The following is an 18,400-nucleotide window of genomic DNA, read 5'->3' as shown; positions in this document are numbered from 1 at the left end:
GGCTCCGTGGCGCTCGGGCTTCAAGCAGTCTCCTCATTCATCGGCTCGCCGCGCTGATGCGACCGCTTCTCTCGAGCATCTCGCGAATGCGTGGGACGGCGTCGATCACATCGGCTTCGCGCGCTCTCCATGTCCAGTTTCCCTCGGCCACCCCCGGTACGTTCATGCGCGCCTGATCATCCAGCTCAAGAATGTCCTGAAGCGGCGTGATCACGACATCCGCATCGCTGTGGAGCGCGGCGCCAAGAAGTGCTTCCGCGATGCGACGCGCCTGTTCTCGATCCCCGTTGGCGTAGGAGCGCTCGCAGAAGCCGATGAGGGTCGAAGTGTCATGGGTCGACGTGTAGCAGATCTTTCCGGCTTGAGGATAAAAGCCGGCGCGGACGTCATAGTCCTCGAACTGCATGACGTCCATGCCCGGAAAGCCGCATGTCGCGCACAGCGCGCGCACACCGGGCGTGAGATAGCCCAGATCCTCCGCGATGAAGGGCAGCGGACCCCATGCGTCGTAGGCGAGTTGGAACAGATCCGCTCCCGGTCCCGGCAGCCAGCGTCCCGCGGAGCACGCACCGCCAGCCGGAATGCTGAAATACGAGTGATAGCCTAAAAAGTGGTCGAGTCGGACATGGTCGTAAAGTCGTTGAGCGCGTCGCAGTCTCGCGAGCCACCAGGTGAATCCATCATGTCTCATCCGGTCCCAGCGAAACGTCGGGTTGCCCCAGAGCTGTCCGTCGGGTGCGAAGTCGTCCGGCGGAGCTCCCGCGACCTCGGTCGGCCTGCCGTCATCATCAAGATTGAACAGCTCCGGTGCGCTCCAGACATCGGCCGATTCGTCGGAGACGTACATCGGGATATCCCCGATGATCTCGATGCCGCGCTCGTGCGCGTACGCGCTCATCTCTCCCCATGCGGTCTCGAAACAGAATTGGAGATACGCTTGGAATCGCGCCTCCCGAGCGAGATCGCCGTCGTCGAGCAGCGAGGGATCGTAGCGCTTGAAGCGAGCGGGCCATTCATGGCGCGATGCACCCCCCATATGGCGCTTGATGGCCATGAAAGCGCAATAGGGTGCCAACCAAGCCGCCTGCGTCTGCGCAAACTCCAGAAACGCGGCGTCGTGCTCTCCTCCCGTGTCGCGCCAGCTCTCGAAATCCCGCTCGATCTCGCCAGCCGTCCCGGGCAGAAGCGCAGAGCTGCCCGCGAACGCGGAGGGTCCCGCATACGGCGAGTTGAAGCCATCAGTGGGATTCACGGGCAGGACCTGCCAGTAGCGAGCACCCATCGCGTGGAGTCGGTCGATGAAGCGCCGTGCAGCGGCACCGAGACGACCTGCCCGACCGTCCTCGGTCGGCATCGAGGTGAGATGGCACATGATTCCCGCTCCCGGGGCAAGCGGCTTCTGCATGCGTCGCCGATCATGGAAGTGCACGACCGCGGAACCGAGCGGTGCGAGCTCCACCGTCACGGTGCCGTCCTCGTTGCGACCGAGCTCTCTGCCCGAGATCAGATCTGAGGCGGCCTGGCCGAGCATGGGGATGCTCACGGCGTGCTGCGAGGCGCAGTCGCTGTTGAGAATTACCGTCGCGCTGAGTCCGCTCGCGTCGCGACGCGTGTATGATAAAACGTCATCTGAGCGCGCTTCGGCAGAGATGTCACCGGTCACCATCAGAGGCAGCGCCCGGCGCAGCGCCGCGGCGTTTCTCACGATGGTGAGCATATCATGATCGAAGACATCGCGCTCATCAGGCAGTGTCCGTCGATTGCCCGGATCCGATAGCCCCTCAAGACCGTATTCATCACCGTAGTAGATTGAGGGGACTCCCGGGAACGTCATCTGCATGAGCGAGGCGAGCCAGAAGCGTCCTTTTGCGAGTCCCATCGCGTGCGGATCGAGCCGCCAGGTACCCCGCTCGCTCTCGGGCAGCTGGGACTCGTCCGGACCGCCGCCGAGCACAGATGCGATACGGGGCTTGTCGTGGCTGCCAAGCAGATTGAGGGCGCACGCGAGCGCCTCGGGAGGATAGTTCTCCCGAAGTGATTCGATGGTCTCGGCCGTATCGCGGGCGGATCTGACGCCCAACAGGTAATCGATGACCATAGAGCGAAACGGATAGTTCATCGCGGAGTCGAGCTCCTGGCCCAAAAGATAACGACGAAGCTTGCCGTAGCTCGACTTGTTCGACGCATCCTCCCAGACCTCACCGAGAACCAAGCCGTCGGGGCGCTCCTCCATGACAGCGCGCTTGATATCGGCGATGAATCCATCGGAGAGCTCATCGGCGACATCGAGACGCCAACCTCGCGCGCCGGCGCGCAGCCAGTGTCTCACGACCCCGTCGGCTCCCAGGATGAGCTCACGGACGAGAGGCGAATCCTGATTGAGATCGGGCATGTTTTTAACGCCCCACCAGCACCTGTAGCCGCCGTCATCGTCAAACTTATACGCATCGCGCCATGGGGATTCCGGGCCGGACCAGGCTCCTGCGCCCGGGTAGTTTCCGTAGCGGTTGAAGTAGATCGAGTCATCCCCCGTATGATTGAATACTCCGTCCAAGATAATCGAGATTCCCCGTTCGCGCGCAGCCGCGCACAGGTGACGAAAATCTTTTTCGGTTCCGAGAATGGGATCGATCGACAGATAATCCGCCGTGTCGTAGCGATGGTTGCTCGCCGCCTCGAAGATCGGATTCAGATAGATCGCCGAGACGCCGAGTTCGGCCAAGCGCTGAAGATCGTCCTCGATGCCCTTCAGCGAGCCCCCGTAGAAGTCCCAGCACGCGATCGATCCGTCGTTCGCCCGTCGATAGCTCGGCGGTTCATTCCAGTCCTCGACGAGTCGGCGCGCGATGCCGGCGCGGGGTCTGTCGAGCACCGCAGCCGTCCGCTCGCGCCATCCGGCATCGCGGCGGTAGCGGTCGGGAAATATCTGGTACACGATGCCGTGCTCGTACCAAGTCGGTCGTATGGCACGATGCTGAAAGACCGTGATCTGAAACGAGGGGGCGTCGATCGACGCATATGCGACACCCTCACCGCCTGTTCGCCCCGTGGGAGCTCCGAGATAGGTAGCGGTCCCGTCAGCGGCACGTGCGATGAATAGATACCAGACGATCTCAGGCTCCGGACACGCAAGCGAGACCTCGAAGGTCCCGTTTCCGACAGCAGGCATATCATCGATCCGCTCGCCTCTGCCGTCGACCCAGGTGCGCAGTGAAAGCCGGATGCTCGCGAAATCGGCATCCTCCACGTGAACCGCCAGACGGACCGTGGTGCCGGCGCGAACAGCTCCGAAGGGCGCGCGGCAATCGCAGCTCCTGGAGTTATGTCTCAATTTCATACATACCTTATCTTCTCGGCGCATCCGAACCAACGAGGTGGGATGGTCGTTTGATTCATCGAAAAAATGCCCTCGTACACGCTATCAGATGATAGCACGAGGGGCTGATGAAAGGCGGGCCGCACCGGATCCCCAGGCGTCCCATCGCGCATGGGGCTCACCGGTCATCCCGGGGAGTCCCACCTCTCATCTCGATCGATTCGAGCGACGCCCTCGTGTGCGCTTCATGCGTGAAACGGTCTCCGACGCGAGGTCGCATGGAGCAGACGAGCTGCTCGTCGAACCCGCATCCCCCTTCGGACTCGTCGCAGCCCCTCGTGCGGCCGCTCCCTTCGAGCGCACCGACCCCGTGGGCGCCTCGGTGGCATCTGCGCTCGCATGTGCCTTTCGAGAGGTTTTGGGGGGCGCGGACACGGTGCTCTCAGTCGAGCGCTTGGATTTCGCAGCGCTGGTCGACGTGGTTTCGAGACGTTCGGCGCTGCCGCGAGCGCCGCGCTTCGAGATTCGGACCCGCGCGGTCGTCGACCCTGCGGTCGAGGGCTTCACCGGGTTCGCCTTGCCGCCGGAGCCGCGGCTGATCCCGGAGGCGCGCTTGGAGGTCGCCGACTTCGAGCCGGAGGCTCGCCGCGCGCCGCTGCCCGTCTTCGCAACTGGACCAGCTGTCATCTCGGGTGCCCGCTTGGCAGAGCTTTGCGACTGGATCGCATCGGATGCGGCACCTGCGCGCGGCCGCGTCTCAGCGGCCGACAGCTGCTGAGAGCAGGGTTCTGGTTTCGCGGATCTCGGCTCGGCAGAGGATCGCATCCGCCCCGATTCGGTCTCGCTCGATTCACCTGCGGGCAGCGTCTCCGATGCGTCGCCATCGCCTGTGAAAAGCAGATGCCGGTAGAGATCAAGATAGCGGGAGGCTGAGTGAACCCAGCTGAAGTCTTCGGCCATGGCATGTGCGACCAGGCCGCTCCACCCTTTTCGATCATCCCAGAACAGGCGCGCCGCACGAAAGACCGCATCGCCCATCTCGTCGCCGTTGAAGTGGGAAAATGAGAAGCCCGTTCCCTCACCGGTAAAGCGGTTGTAGGGCTTGACCGTATCCTTGAGTCCACCGGTCTCTCGCACGATCGGCAGCGTCGCGTAGCGCATCGCGATCATCTGCGCCAAGCCGCACGGCTCGAACAGAGAGGGCATCAGCAGCATGTCCGCACCCGCGTACATGCGATGCGACAGCGCGGGGTTGAATTGGATGCGCGCCGCCATGACGCCGGGATACAGACTGGCGAAGAAATTGAGAGCATCCTCGTAGGTGCGCTCACCGGTGCCCAATACTGCGACCTGGACCCCGCCTGAGAGGATTCGCTCGAGTGAGTACGTGACCAGATCGAGACCCTTCTGTCGCGTCAGCCTGCTCACCATTATCATGAGCGGGCGATCCTGACGGACCTCAAGCCCCAGCTCTTCCTGGAGGGCAGCTTTGCATGCCCGCTTTCCGGCCATGTGAGACGCGGTGAAGCCCTGAGCGATGCGCGCATCGGTGGCGGGATCGAAGGCGTCGACATCGATCCCGTTCAGAATGCCCGACAGCACAGCCGAGCGTTCGCGCAGCACAGGGTCGAGTCCCTCACCGAATCCGGGCGTGCGGATCTCCTCTGAATAGGTGGGGCTCACGGTCGTGATCGCATCTGCGTAATGGAGCGCGCCTTGCATGTAGTTGACCGATGAGTCGTCGCACCGCAGCTGTCCGGCCGCGGCCGGAATGTGGGCGAGCCCCAATATATCATTCAGAACCCGATCGGAGAACTGCCCTTGAAACGCGATGTTGTGGATGGAGAAAACGGTTCTGACGCGCTCGTAGGTGGGCAGTCCCTGATAGAACTCGCGTAGAAAGACAGGGGCCAGCGCCGTGTGCCAGTCGTTGCAGTGAAGGACATCGCAGGTGAATCCCGCGGGAAGATGCTGCAGACTCTCGGTGACGGCCTTTGAGAAGAAGGCGAAGCGCTCCCCGTCATCGAAGAAGCCATAGGGCGAGTCTCGCTTGAAATAGCGCTCGTTATCGATGAACAGGTACCTCACGCCGTCGAGATCCAGAAGCTCGAGCCCGCAGTATTCGTTGCGCCAACCGAGTGGAACGTAGAAGTCGCACAGGTGCGTCATGCTTTCCGTGTACTCGGGGGCGATGGATCCGTATTTGGGCACCATCACGATGACATCGGCGCCGGCCTGTCCAAGCGCCTTCGGAAGCGAGCCGGCAACATCGCCGAGCCCACCGGTCTTCACGAAGGGCGCCGCCTCCGCTGAGGCGAACACCACTTGAATCCTCTTATTTGCCATAATCGCTCCTGAACCCCTTGATGGTGCGGCGAGCGGCGCGTCGCCGTGCGACCGCCCCACCGTCGCTGACGTCTCTTTCGATAGCAGTGGACAGATCGCGCGACTCGCACCGCCGCTCGTTCCCCTCACTGCGCTTCACCGGCCACCTTTCCGATCACGAGGATCGACTCGGGCGTGCCGCGCAATTCGGTGTTCTGAGCGACGACGTTGTTCTTGTCGATGATCGCGTGTTCAACGCGCGCGCCGCTCTTTATGACGCAGGACTGCATGATGATGCTGTTTGCCACGCTGGCGCCGCTCTCGACGACGACGCCGCGCGACAGTATGGAGCTGCGAACCGTGCCGCGTATCATGCAGCCGGCGGAGATCAGCGAGTTGCACGCATAGGACCCCGCAACGTATTTCGCAGGCGGATAGTCGTGCGCCTTGGTGCGGATGGGTCGCTCGGCCATGAAGAGCTGATCGGCTCGGTCCGGATCGAGCAGTTCCATGCTGCGCTGATAGTACGTGTTCTCGTCGAACACGCCGATCGAGAGCCCCTTGAACTCGTAGCTGCAAACGTCGATGCGTGCGAAGTCGCCCGCGATCGCCTCGAACAGATCGAGATAGTCTGCGCTGGCGTAATGATCGATGATGTCGATCAGCACGTTTCGTTCGATGATGAAGCAGTCCAAGAACTTGTTGTCGCCGAAATCGCAGCCAGTCTTGATGGCCGTCACGCGGCCGCCCTCGCCGATCTCGAGGGAGGAGACGTCGTGCTGGGGGCGCTCGGCGCAGTGATAGATCATGGTGATGCCGGCTCCACTCGTCTCGTGCGCGTCGATTATAGCATCGAGATCGAGGTTGAAGATGATGTTCGATGCGCACATGACGACATGGGGTTGCTCGGAGCGAAGGAACAGCATTCTGTTCGAGATGATGTCACGCAGAAGGAACCGCATGCCCCGTTTCGACGTGCCATAGGCGTTTCCCGGCAGCAGGAACATACCGCCCTTCTTGCGATCGAGCATCCAGTCGCGTCCGGAGCCGATGTGATCGATGATGGAGCGGAAGTTCCCGGGCATGACGAGGCCGACGGTTCTGATACCGGCATTGCACATGTTGGAGAGGGGAAAGTCGATCAGTCTGTAGCGACCGATGATGGGCAGCGATGCGAGCGGTCTCGACTTCAGCAGGGTGCTCGATGCTCTGCTCGCGTAGTTCGCGGTGATATAGCCTATGGCCTTTTGGTTGATCATCGCTCACTCACCCTTTCCGATGACGACGTCGTTTCCGACGACAGCGGTGTCCTTCGTGGAGTCCACGCTCCCCAATTTGACGTTTTCCTCCACAACCGAGTTCTCGCCGAGAATCGCGCGGCTCACATGCGCGCCGCTCTTGACGACGCAACCGGGAAGCAGCACCGAGTCCTCTATGATCACCCGCTCGCCGACGATGCAGTCGGTCGAGATGATGGAGTGGCGCGCCGTGCCGAAGATCTTGCAGCCGTTCGAGACGAGGCAATCATCGAGTCGACCCTCCGGTCCGATATAGTGAGGAGGACGGGTCGCATCATTGCTCATGACGGGAAACGCCTCATCATACAGATCGAACTCAGGATCTTGTCCGAGCAGATTCATGCTCGTCTCATGAAAGCTCGCGATCGTGCCGACGTCTTTCCAAAACCCGTTGAACTCATAGGTGAAGAGCCGTCGCTTGTCAGCCAAAAGCTTCGGGATGATGTCGCAGCCGAAGTCGTGGCTCGAGCGCTGATCGATCGCATCGTCTTCGAGGGCGGCGATCAGCACGTCGGTTGTGAAGATGTAGATTCCCATGGACGCGAGATTCGAGTCGGGTTTGTCCGGCTTCTCGGTGAACTTGAGGATGCTGTCGTCCTCTTCATCCTTTGTGATGATGCCGAAGCGGCTCGCATCCTCCCAGGGGACGGGCATGACCGAGACGGTCAGATCGGCACCGTGATCTATATGGCTCGCCAGCATCTTGTGGTAGTCCATGCGGTAGAGATGGTCTCCTGACAGGATGAGGACGTAGCTCGGATCATGTTCCAGGATGTAGTCGATGTTCTGGGTCACGGCGTCCGCGGTGCCGGCGTACCATGCGCCCCCGTCTTGCGTTGCGTAGGGCGGCAGAATCGAGATGCCCGCGCCGTATTCGTCCAGATCCCATGCCGCACCGGAACCGAGATAGGCGTGAAGCAGGTACGGTCGATACTGCGTCAGGACACCGACCGTATCGATACCGGAGTTCGCGCAGTTCGACAGCGAGAAGTCAATGATCCTGAACTTCCCCCCGAACGATACGGCCGGCTTTGCTATCTTGCTCGTGAGCGCTCCCAGCCTGCTGCCCTGTCCTCCTGCGAGGAGCATTGCTATGCACTCTTTTCTGCTCATCGTCGCCTACCTTTCCCTCGGTCTCATGGTATCTATCGCTCGGGCGCGCGCCGTCTGTCCCTTCCCTGCCGTCGCGATCGGTCCGTCTTCCGCCCGAAAGCTCATGCGTGCCAGATCTCGTCACGGTACTCTCGGATCGTTCGATCACTGGAGAACCAGCCCGACGTCGCCGTGTTGTGCACAGAGCGGCGATTCCATGACATCGGATCGGCGTAGGTGGCGGTGAGTCGCTCCCACGCGTCCACATAGGATCCGAAGTCCTTCATGACGAGGTTCGCGTCGTTGCTCTGCATGACCTCGTTGCGAATCGACTCGAAGTTGCCGGAGAGCGCGGAGAACGTGTCATCGGTCAGCTCATCGATGACCCGACCGAGTCGCGCACGATCCGCGTTGTACATATCCCACGCGAAGTACGTGCCCTTCTCGCGCAGCTCCTCCACCTCCTCGGCGGTGAGTCCGAATATCATCTCGCTGTCCGCGCCGGCGAGATTCACGATCTCGATGTTCGCACCATCGAGCGTGCCCAGTGTTATCGCGCCGTTCATCATGAGCTTCATATTCGAGGTCCCCGAGGCCTCCATGCCCGCTGTGGAGATCTGCTCGGAGATCTCGGCGGCGGGGTAGATGAGTTGTGCGTTGGAAACGCGGAAATCGGGGATGAAGCAGACCCGCATGATCTCGTTCACCCTGGCGTCGGCGTTTATGACATCGGCCACAGAGTTTATGAGACGGATCGTCTCCTTGGCGAACGCGTAGCTCGAGGCGGCCTTGCCGGAGAAGATGAACGTCGTCGGCGCGACCGCGAAGTTCGGATCGGAGATGCGGCGATTGTAGATATCCATGATCTTGAAGATATTCAGGAGCTGGCGTTTATAGGAATGGAATCGTTTGACCTGGACGTCGAAGATCGTATTCGGATCGATCGAGATCGCGTGTTCCGCGGCCATGTATCGGGCAAGTCTGGCCTTGTTCTCCCGTTTGACTCGAGCGGCGCGCTCAAGAAACGAGGGATCGCTCTCGAATTCGGTGAGCCTCGCGAGCTGGCTGGCATCATCGAGCCAGGCATCACCGATCACCTCGGTGATGAGCCGGGCGTAGCCGGGATTCGACTCCGCGAGGAAGCGACGATGGGAGATGCCGTTGGTCTTATTGTTGAATTTATCCGGCATGAGCGCGTAGAAGTCCTTGAGGACGGTATGCTCGAGAATATCGGTGTGGATCTTGGCGACCCCGTTGACCGAGTGAGAGCAGATGACCGACAGGTTCGCCATCCGGACCTGGCCGTCCCACAGGATCGCCGTGTTGCGCAGCAGATCCTGCCAACCGGTGCGACTCTTGTCGAAATCGTCCTGCCAGCGTCTGGCGATCTCCTCGATGATCTGGTACAGGCGCGGCAGCAGTTTTGAGAACGTGCCGATAGACCACGTCTCGAGTGCTTCCGGCAGGATCGTGTGATTCGTATAGGACAGTGTCTTCGTGACGATGCTCCAAGCCTCGTCCCATCCGAGGCGTTCCTCGTCGATGAGTATTCGCATGAGCTCGGGCCCGCACATGGCCGGGTGCGTGTCGTTGGTGTGGATGGCGACGAAGTCGGGCAGCTCGCTCCAAGCTCGACCATGTTCGAGTCTGAACGTGTCGAGAATCGTGGAGATGCCGGCGGCGACGAACAGATACTCCTGTTTGAGGCGCAGCAATCGTCCGTGCTCACCGGCGTCGTTGGGATACAGGATCGCCGAGATCGCCTCCGCGTCGGCGCGATGCGCGTCGGCTTCGGCGTACGAGCCGCGGTTGAATGCATCGAGGTCGAAGTGCTCTTCGAGCGGCTCGGTCGACCAGACGCGCAGCTTGTTCACCGTCTTGCCGCCGTAGCCCACGACGGGGATGTCGTAGGGTACGGCGAGGACGTCTTGGGTGTCCTCGGTGCGGTAGTACATCCGTCCGCCGTCCTCGTAACCGACGACGCGGCCACCGAAGCCGATCGTCACGGCCTTGTCTTGGCGGCGCACCTCCCAGGGGTAGCCGCTTGCGAGCCACTCGTCGGTCGTCTCGACCTGTCGACCGTCGAGGATCTCCTGCTTGAACAGGCCATAGCGGTAACGCATCCCGTTGCCGTAGCCGGCGATTCCCTCGTGCGCCATCGAGTCGAGAAGACATGCGGCGAGTCTGCCCAGCCCGCCGTTGCCCAGCGCCGGATCCGGTTCCAGATCGCAAAGGTCGTCCAAGTCCGCACCGAGGTCTCTCAAACCTTGGCAAACCAGATCGCGTGCGCCAAAGTTCAGCAGGTAGTTGTCGAGCAAGCGGCCTATCAAGAACTCGATCGAGAAGTAGTACACGCGTTTCTTGCCGCTTTTCGCGACGCGGTTGTCCGTCGCGGTCTGGACCGTGCGCGCACGCGATGCGATAAGTCGCGCGAGCGCGTTGAATCGATCGAAATCGCTCGCGTGCTCGAAATCCTTGCCGGTGATCGCCATGATCTGCGATCGGTAGCACTCGATGAACTCCTGCTTGCTGTTAAAGATGCTCTCCATGGTGTTTTTCCCTGCATGTGTCTTGTGATGGATATCCTCACCTCGTCGCGCCTGTCGTCCGCCTCCCCTCGGGAGCCTCGCGCACCGAACCGCGCCGTTTCTTCGACGAGCGCGCGCGGCGCGCGGATCCCTTGTCGTGCGGCTCGTCCGCCTCGACTCGCGCCGAGCCCGCATGGGGTGCCGCGCATGGACTGGGACCGATGCGCTTGAACACCAGACCGGCGAGTCCGGGAAGCGCTACGTCGATAGAGTCGTCGCAGCCATTCCACGGGTAGGGTAGCGACGCATAGCTGGATGCGACGGGGTAGCCGCTGCCGCCGAACGAGGGATCATCGGAGTCCATGACGACCTGCCACACGCCTTCGCGCGGGACGCCGAGATGGAAGGACTCGTATGAGGCTGGGTCGAAATTGATGATGAATAGGAGGTCGTTGTCAATGTGATCGGCGTGGCGGACGAACGACACTATCGACTGCGCCGCATCGTCCGCATCGATCCATGTGAAGCCGGTCTGCGCATAGGCCCGCTGCCAGAACGCCGGCTCGTCGCGAAAGAGGTGGTTCATCGCGCGCGTGAACACCTGATGGCGCGCATGATCGCTCGACTCATCGATCAAAAACCACTGGAGGGACTCGTAATAGCGCCACTCGATGGTCTGAGCTATCTCTGCGCCCATGAAGTTCAGCTGGGCACCAGGGTGGGCCATCTGATAGAGCAGCAGCGTGCGAAGTCCGGCGTAGCGTCTCCACGAATCCCCGGGCATCCGCCCGATCAAAGAGCATTTGCCGTGCACGACCTCGTCATGGGAGAGCGGCATCACGAAGTTCTCATTGAAGGCGTACATGATCGAGAACGTGAGCAGCCGATGGTTGCCCGCTCGCCAGGGAAAGTCGGTCTGCATGTAGTGAAGGGTGTCATTCATCCATCCCATGTCCCATTTATAATGGAATCCCAAGCCCCCCTCCTCCGGGGGATAGGTCACCAGCGGCCAGGCGGTCGACTCCTCTGCGATCATCATGCAGTCAGGATGGGCGCGGCCGACGACTCCGTTGACCTGGCGGATGAAGGCGGATGCATCGAGATCCTCCTCCGTGCCAAAGCGATTGGTCCGCTTCAGAGCGGGATCATCGATGCCGAAGTTCAGGTACAGCATGCTCGAGACGCCGTCCATGCGAATGCCGTCAGCATGGAACACCTCTATCCAGAACAGGGCATTCGAGACGAGAAAGCTGCGCACCTCCCCGCGACTGTAGTCGAATTTGTGCGTGCCCCAGTTGGGATGGATCTCGCGTTCGTAGAGCATGTGTCCGTTGAACAGCGACAGGCCGTGCTCGTCTGCGCAGAAGCCTCCGGGAACCCAATCGAGGATGACCCCGATGCCGGCGGCATGGAAGCTGTCGATGAGATGCATGAGCTGGCGGGGCTCGCCGTAGCGCGACGTTGCCGCAAAGTAGCCGGTGGGCTGGTAGCCCCAGGAGCCGTCGAAGGGATGCTCCATGATGGGCATGATCTCAACGTGGGTGTAGCCCATCTCGACGATATATGCGACGAGTTCTTCGGCGAGCTCGTCGTACGTGTAGCCTACTCCGCGTTGGGCGGGGAACGAATCGCCGGGACCGGGATAGCCGCCGTTCTCGTCGGGCTCACCTTGGGGGGCATCGCCGTGCCGACGCCAGCTGCCCAGATGCACCTCGTAGATGTTGAGCGGCCGCTTCATGTGGTCGGCGCTTCGCCGCGCTGCCATCCAAGCGTCGTCGCTCCAAGCGTAGTCGGCGAGGTCCATGAGTCGCGAGGCCGTGCCCGGGGCTCGCTCGGCGAAGAAGGCATAGGGGTCCGCTTTGTAGATCAGATTTCCCTCTTCGGTCTCGATAACGAACTTGTACAGCTCACCCCGCTTGAGATCGGCGATGAACCCTTCCCATATGTCGCTGTCCAAGATGCGCTTCAGATGATTCGCGTCGACGTCCCAGCGATTGAAGTCTCCGACGATCCGGACGCTTCTCGCGAGCGGAGCCCAAACGCGAAATCGCCATCCGCGCGCGCCATCTTGCGTATCCGGGTGCGCCCCCATCTTCTCCCAGCTTCGCTGCCAGGTGCCGTTTGAGAGCAGATAGATATCATCTTCGGTCATCATCAGGCAGGTGGCGCGCGGATCCGTCTTCGCTGAGATGCGCTCGGCGCTCATGTCCCTCGAGGCGACTTCGGTCTTCAACTCCGACCCTCCAATCGATCATGCGGCTTCCGCAGCTGCGCTCGAACAAAAGCCCGAGGATCGGCAGCGCGGTCGCGATCCGATACAAGTCCTTTGGCTCGCAAGCGCACATCGACAGGGGATAATCCTTTTCGTTCCTGAGACGCGTGTGGCGTATATGGAACCTGTGACCGCCATAAGAATACCATGGGAGGCGCTTTGTCCATCCTCGAAGGGGGGAGACGGTAACAATCGGCTCGTGGGCGTGGCGTTTCCCGTCTGTCGCGAGGGGGAAGCGCGGATTCAGCGCAATGCGGCGTCGCATCATCATATCGGGGATAATAGGTACTCCGCGACAACCGAGGAAGGATCTGGCTATGGGCTTCAGAAAATCCGAGTCGACGCGCGTGCTGCTCATCGGCGGTTCGCCGTGCCCGATGACACCGGCGCGCGTAGCAGAGCTGCGCAGCCGCTGCGATGTCGTCGTCGCGGTGGACCGCGGATACGACACCGCGCTCAGGGCCGATACGGGCTGCGACCTGTTTTGCGGGGATCTTGATTCTATCAGCGCGCGGGGAGCGACCCTGTTGCGGGCCGCCGAGGCGCATTCGACTGCGGCCGATCCCATGTTGGTTGAGCGCTATGATCCGCATAAGGATTTCACCGACTTGGCGGGCGCGCTGCGCGCCATCGACGCGCGCTGGCCGGATGCATCGATAATCGCGACCTGCTGCTTCGGCGGATCACCCGATCACCTGCTCGGCGTGCTCGGACGCCTTAAAAGTCGAGGCGGGCACATCGAGCTCGTCGAGGACGCATTTTGCGGTCGGATTCTGCACGGAGGCGACCGATGGCGTCTGAGGTGCGCCACCGAGCAGCGCTTCTCCTTCATTCCCATCTCGGATTGCGCGACCGTCTCGCTTTCGGGCATGCGCTGGAAACTCGATCGCTCGCGCGTCGGGCTGCTCAGCGATCTGGGGATATCGAATGTGATCGAGTGCGACGACGCCTCGATCATCTGTCATGATGGCTCACTCATCGCTTGGGCCTTCAGCCCTGAGACCGCAAGAGGATCTTCGGCATGCATGCATGCCGGACCTGCATGAGACTCGCGACCCTGCTGACCACGTCCTTCGCCGCAAGCGCGGACGCGCGGCGACGATGGTGCGCGTCAACAGAATCCCGGTGGCGCCACGTTGGCGCCACCGGGAGCGAAGGAGAGCTGATTATGCAAGCGAACAGCTTGCTCGAAGCGCGCTCGACCGTCTACTGGTAGTCGAACACGTCGATCCATCCCATGAGGAACCGCTCATCGATGGAGCGCTTGCGGGCGAGTTCGGAGGCGGCGATTATCGGCAGCCACTGGCGAACGGCTCCTTGCATGGGCGCCCCGCGCCGCTCGCTGTACAGGTCGAGGTACATGTCGGCCTGCTCCTTGCTGTTCAAGGAGAACAGCAAGTAGGTCATCGCGACATCGGCTGCGGGGGAACCCTGTGTGGCATGGGCCCAATCGCATACCGACAGCGTCTCGTCATCGCTGACGATGACATTGGAGGGGTTGAAGTCACCGTGACAGACCTTGAACTCCTTCTTCATCCCGTCGAGGCGCTCGAGCAGATTGTAGCGCGTCGTCGCATCGATCTGATCGAGGGAGTCGATCATGCGGGTGTACTTGTCGCGCTGACGGTTGAGCAGCGGGGCGGTGTGGGCGTGGATATCGATCTGAAGATCGATGAACGCTTCGAGGAACTCGCCGAAGCGCTGGGGCTCGGCATCGATCTTGCTTTCGAGCGTGACACCGGGGACCTTGCTCGTCACGAGCGCCCAGCCGAAATCGTCGCTCTCGATCTGCGCGACCTCGAGCGCCCTGGGCGAGGGGATACCCGCCTCGTTGATGCGCGCAAGCGTGAGCGCCTCATTGAAGACATCCGAGACGGGTTTGGTCTCGTTGAAGACCTTGACGATCCGGTCGCCGAGATCATAGACGATCTTGTTGCCGCGGTGTGCGAGCTCCGTCTTGTTTTTCGGAAGAATCATACGCCTCATTCCCTTCTGATGGATCCGTCCGTTCCATGCAAGTCGGGGCCCGACACGCGGACCCCGACGACTTCACCTTCTATCAGACCCCGTAGGACTGGGGTTCGCGCCCGTAGTAGGCGTCGAGGAACAGCTCCTTGATCTCGCTCATGAGCGGATAACGTGGATTCGCGCCGGTGCACTGGTCGTTGAACGCCTGCTCGACCATATCATCGAGCGTGTCGAGGAAATGCTTCTCGTCCACGCCGTACTCGGCGATCGTCTTCTTGACGCCGATGAGATCCTTGAGCTCCTCGAGCCTGTTCACGAAATTCTCGAAGACCTCCTCATCGTCTTTGCCGCACACCCCGCAGAATCGTCCCAGCTCGGCGTAGGCCGCTCGAGCGTTGGGGTAGGGGTACTGAGAGAACGTCCCCATCTTGACCGGGGCCTCGGTGGCATTGTAGCGCATGACGCGCGTCAGGATGACGGCGTTGGCGATACCGTGGGGCAGGTGGTGGAACGCGCCGAGTTTGTGGGCCATGGAGTGGTTGAGGCCCAGAAACGCGTTGGCGAAGGCCATGCCCGCCATGCACGAGGCGTTGTGCATCTCCTCGCGAGCATGCGGGTCGGCGGCGCCCTTCTCGAAGGCAGCCGGCAGGTTGTCGAAGACGAGCTTTGCGGCGCGCATCGAGAAGCCCTGCGTGTAATCGGAAGCCATGATCGAGACGTAGGACTCGATCGCGTGGGTCATGACGTCGATGCCGGAGGCAGCGGTGAGGCCGCGCGGCGCCGTCATGGCGTTGTCGACGTCGACGATGGCCATGTTGGGCAGAAGGGCGTAGTCGGCCAGCGGCCATTTGATGCCGGTCTCGGCGTCTGTGATGATCGCGAACGGCGTGGCCTCCGAACCTGTGCCCGAGCTTGTGGGCACGGCGACGAAGTAGGCTTTCTTGCCCATCTCGGGGAAGGTGTAGACGCGCTTGCGGATGTCCATGAAGTCCATGGCCATGTCCTCGAAGTTCGCATCCGGGTGCTCGAAGAGAACCCACATGATCTTGGCGGCATCCATGGCCGAGCCGCCGCCGACGGCGATGATGACATCCGGGTCGAACAGGCTCATCTGCTTCGCGCCGCGTCGCACGCACTGAAGCGTCGGGTCGGGCTCCACATCGTAGAAGCAGTCGTGCGCGATGCCCATGCTGTCGAGCTTCGCCTCGATGGCGCGGGTGTTGCCGTTCTTGAAGAGGAACTGGTCGGTGACGATGAACGCGCGCTTCTTGCCCATGACGCAGCCGAGCTCGTCGAGGGCGACCGGCGTGCTCCCTTTTTTGAAGTACACCTTCTCCGGCGCGCGGAACCACAGCATGTTCTCGCGGCGCTCCGCCACGGTCTTGATGTTGAGCAAGTGCTTCACCCCCACGTTCTCGGAAATGGAGTTGCCCCCCCACGAGCCGCAGCCCAGCGTAAGGGAGGGTGTCAGACCAAAGTTGTACAGGTCGCCGATGCCGCCTTGCGAGGAGGGCGTGTTGATGACGATGCGGCAGGCCTTCATCTTGGATTGGAATTGTTCGATCTTCTCGCTCGCCGCGGGATGGACGTACAGCGAGGCGGTGTGGCCGGGGCCGCCGGCGAGCACGAGCGTCTCGGCCTTGTCGAGCGCCTCGTCGTAGCTCGCGGCGTGATACATCGCGAGGACCGGTGAGAGCTTCTCGTGGCTGAACTCCTCGGTGGCCGCGTCGGTGGAGGTGATCTCGGCGATCAGGATCTTGGTCTTGGCGGGAACGGTGATGCCGGCCAGCGCCGCGATGTCGGACGCGGGCATTCCCGGGATGCGATGATCGAGGGCGCCGTTCTTGAACATGGCGCCGCGCAGGCTCTCGAGCTCGGTTCCGGTTTTGACGAAGTAGCAGCCCCGGCGCTCGAACTCGGATCTGACCTCGTCGTAGATCGGGTCGAGAACGGTGACGGACTGCTCGGAGGCGCAGATCATGCCGTTGTCGAACGTCTTGGACAGGATGATCGAGCTGACGGCGAGCTTGATGTCTGCCGTGTCATCGATGACGACCGGCGTGTTGCCCGCGCCGACACCCAAGGCGGGCTTGCCGCTCGAGTAGGCGGCTTTGACCATGCCGGGGCCTCCGGTCGCCAGAATCGTGTCGACATCTGCCATGACCTTGTTGGTGAGCTCCAGGGACGGCACGTCCACCCAGCCGATGATGCCCTCGGGCGCGCCGGCGGCGACCGCCGCCTCCAAGACGATTCTCGCTGCGGCGATGGTGCATCGGGCAGCGGCCGGATGCGGGCTGATGATGATGGCGTTTCTCGTCTTCAGGCAGATGAGGCACTTGAAGATCGCGGTGGACGTCGGGTTCGTCGTCGGGATGACCGCTCCGACGATGCCGACGGGCTCGGCGACCTTCGTGATGCCGTAGGCGTCGTCGCGCTCGATGACGCCGCACGTCTTGGTCCTCTTGTAGGCGTTGTAGATGTACTCCGCCGCGTAATGATTCTTGATGACCTTGTCCTCGAGCACGCCGCGGCCCGTCTCCTCGACAGCGAGTCGCGCGAGCGGGATGCGTGCCTTGTTGGCCGCCATCGCCGCCTCGTAGAAGATCTTGTCCACCTGATCTTGTGAAAAGGTTGAAAAAATCCCTTGGGCCTCGCGCATCGACGCGAGTTTCGCCTCAAGGGATTCGACCGAATCTACAAGTTCAGGGGCAGTGGTTGCCGAAGGCTTCTTTTTCACCATGTGTCTCTCCTCATGAATGGTGACCTACCCTTCCGGGGAAATCATAGCAAGTCTCGTCGCGAAACGGTACGGATATTTCGTGAACGGCGTATTTAAACGCTTCAAATATTTGTAGCGTTTCAATTTACGGTAAAGGGGGAATCGCCTGCTTTTCGTATCATCAGATGACCGGGTGGTCGCTCGAGGAACATATCTGGCAGCAGCGGAAGGATGAAATCGCAACGCGCCAAGCCCCGCATCATTCAATACGAGGTCGGCTGGGTGTCGGCGCGCGCGTAAATCGGTCTCGGGTTCGAAACGCCCTCGGCGGAATTTGCCTCAGACGAGATCGGCGCACGAAAAAAGCGCCCCGAAGGGCGCTGACTCGATCATGCGGATCTGTTTGCGCAGGATATGCGAACTCGTATCACCCGAGCCGCACGGCGCTAGGAGCGAGCCACCTTGCCAGACTTCAGGCAACTCGTGCAGACGTTCATCTTGCGCCGGTGGCCGTCCATGACAACGTGCACGCGCTGGATATTCGGTCGGAACTTACGATTGGTGACGCGGTGCGAGTGGCTGATCGAGCGACCGGCGACCGGATGCTTACCGCAGATTTCGCATACTTTTGACATGACGGGACCCTCCTCGGGCGGTCTGGTGTACCGCAAGAAACAGATAGGAACTATAGCATAGATAGGCGAAATCGTATGCAATCTTCATAGAGAGGCACATACCGCGCCCAGCGTCCGTCATGTGCGACCGAGCCGTTCGATGTGCCGATGGCAGAGAGCGCGGCCGTCGACGTTCTCCCGACGCGCGCTTCACCCTGGCGTCGATCGCCGATATGCAAACAGCTGCGGTCCTGCGCGCGCGACCTTC

The 18,400-nt window shown here is 61.5% G+C and carries 10 protein-coding genes; 1 reads left to right on the top strand and 9 read right to left on the bottom strand.

From position 1 onward, the window contains the following. Positions 1 to 37: 37 nt before the first annotated feature. The 6 genes from CORGL_RS05480 to glgB form a co-directional block, all read right to left on the bottom strand. Positions 38 to 3,337 carry a 4-alpha-glucanotransferase gene (locus CORGL_RS05480; protein WP_013708925.1) on the bottom strand — a complete coding sequence of 1,100 codons (3,300 nt, stop codon included), beginning with the start codon at positions 3,335 to 3,337 and terminating at the stop codon, positions 38 to 40. Between the two features lie 186 nt (positions 3,338 to 3,523). Further along, positions 3,524 to 5,662 (bottom strand): glycogen synthase GlgA, encoded by a 2,139-nt coding sequence (gene glgA / locus CORGL_RS05475; RefSeq protein WP_013708924.1) that lies wholly within the window; start codon positions 5,660 to 5,662, stop codon positions 3,524 to 3,526. Positions 5,663 to 5,787: 125 nt separating this feature from the next. Beyond that, positions 5,788 to 6,900 (bottom strand): glucose-1-phosphate adenylyltransferase subunit GlgD, encoded by a 1,113-nt coding sequence (gene glgD / locus CORGL_RS05470; RefSeq protein WP_013708923.1) that lies wholly within the window; start codon positions 6,898 to 6,900, stop codon positions 5,788 to 5,790. Between the two features lie 3 nt (positions 6,901 to 6,903). After that, positions 6,904 to 8,052, bottom strand: a complete 1,149-nt coding sequence (locus CORGL_RS05465; RefSeq protein ID WP_013708922.1) for a glucose-1-phosphate adenylyltransferase — start codon at positions 8,050 to 8,052, stop codon at positions 6,904 to 6,906. A gap of 101 nt (positions 8,053 to 8,153) precedes the next feature. After that, on the bottom strand, positions 8,154 to 10,580 hold the full coding sequence (locus CORGL_RS05460; protein WP_013708921.1) for a glycogen/starch/alpha-glucan phosphorylase: 2,427 nt from the start codon (positions 10,578 to 10,580) through the stop codon (positions 8,154 to 8,156). Between the two features lie 37 nt (positions 10,581 to 10,617). Beyond that, positions 10,618 to 12,765, bottom strand: a complete 2,148-nt coding sequence (gene glgB, locus CORGL_RS05455) for a 1,4-alpha-glucan branching protein GlgB (protein ID WP_425358165.1) — start codon at positions 12,763 to 12,765, stop codon at positions 10,618 to 10,620. 383 nt (positions 12,766 to 13,148) lie between these two features. On the opposite strand from glgB, the gene CORGL_RS05450 reads away from it, so the two are divergent. After that, complete coding sequence (locus CORGL_RS05450) at positions 13,149 to 13,877, top strand: thiamine diphosphokinase (RefSeq protein ID WP_013708919.1); 729 nt, start codon at positions 13,149 to 13,151, stop codon at positions 13,875 to 13,877. Positions 13,878 to 14,037: 160 nt separating this feature from the next. Here CORGL_RS05450 and CORGL_RS05445 read toward each other — a convergent pair whose 3' ends face one another. The 3 genes from CORGL_RS05445 to rpmB form a co-directional block, all read right to left on the bottom strand. After that, on the bottom strand, positions 14,038 to 14,808 hold the full coding sequence (locus CORGL_RS05445) for a phosphotransferase family protein (RefSeq protein WP_013708918.1): 771 nt from the start codon (positions 14,806 to 14,808) through the stop codon (positions 14,038 to 14,040). A gap of 82 nt (positions 14,809 to 14,890) precedes the next feature. After that, positions 14,891 to 17,539 carry a bifunctional acetaldehyde-CoA/alcohol dehydrogenase gene (adhE, locus tag CORGL_RS05440; RefSeq protein WP_013708917.1) on the bottom strand — a complete coding sequence of 883 codons (2,649 nt, stop codon included), beginning with the start codon at positions 17,537 to 17,539 and terminating at the stop codon, positions 14,891 to 14,893. A gap of 425 nt (positions 17,540 to 17,964) precedes the next feature. Then, positions 17,965 to 18,153: a 50S ribosomal protein L28 gene (rpmB, locus tag CORGL_RS05435; RefSeq protein ID WP_013708916.1), complete on the bottom strand. Its 189-nt coding sequence runs from the start codon at positions 18,151 to 18,153 to the stop codon at positions 17,965 to 17,967. Between the last annotated feature and the right edge of the window lie 247 nt (positions 18,154 to 18,400).

The organism is Coriobacterium glomerans PW2, from assembly GCF_000195315.1.
In the GTDB taxonomy this organism is placed as follows: domain Bacteria; phylum Actinomycetota; class Coriobacteriia; order Coriobacteriales; family Coriobacteriaceae; genus Coriobacterium; species Coriobacterium glomerans.
The sequence above is the reverse complement of the archived record's forward strand: the minus strand, read 5'-3'. Positions and strand labels throughout refer to the sequence as shown.